The 577-nt window shown below is 42.6% G+C and carries 1 pseudogene; it reads right to left on the bottom strand.

Annotated features, from left to right (window positions below):
* A pseudogene (locus R8O10_RS26570) lies at positions 1–577 on the bottom strand (methyl-accepting chemotaxis protein); the annotation flags it as partial.

Below are 577 nucleotides of genomic sequence, written 5' to 3'. Positions count from 1 at the left end.
ATACAAACTCGCGACAAAATTGTCCTTACCTTCAAACTCGACATTAATTAGGTTGAAGCTGTTTTTGTTCAGCAGTTGATTCGCGTTACTGCCAAAAAGCTGCGCAATCGACGTTTTGTTTTTGCCTTGTTGACGATGAATTTGAATGTCACCTTTTTCATTCGTCAAGAACACGTAACCTGTGTCCTCAATTTGGAAGCTGTTTAGAAGTGACACCATGTCATCCATCGACTTAGATAGACCCGACATCGAGATACCGTTTAAGTCTTGGTAGTTAGTGAACATTTTCACTTCACCATTAGCTTCTTGGAAAACACTCACTGATGTTTCGCGACCCGAAGAGGTGAAACCAAAGAACCACGCGTCTTGCGAATGGTTTAGCTGACGCAAGAAACCATTTTGGTTCCAGTAGTACGCTGTTTTACGGTTTGCGACCGATGCGTCATTCAATCCATACTGAGATTTGATGTTGTTTAGCTGCTGAACAAGCTGCGTTTCAGAAAACTGTGGGTGATCAGTATTTTTTAGCGCTTCGACAACAAATTCGTTTGTTTCTAGGTGCTTCGCCGCTTGCTGC

The organism is Vibrio sp. 1727 (genome assembly GCF_033344415.1).
GTDB classification, from domain to species: domain Bacteria; phylum Pseudomonadota; class Gammaproteobacteria; order Enterobacterales; family Vibrionaceae; genus Vibrio; species Vibrio alginolyticus.
This window is presented reverse-complemented; position numbering and strand designations above follow the sequence as displayed.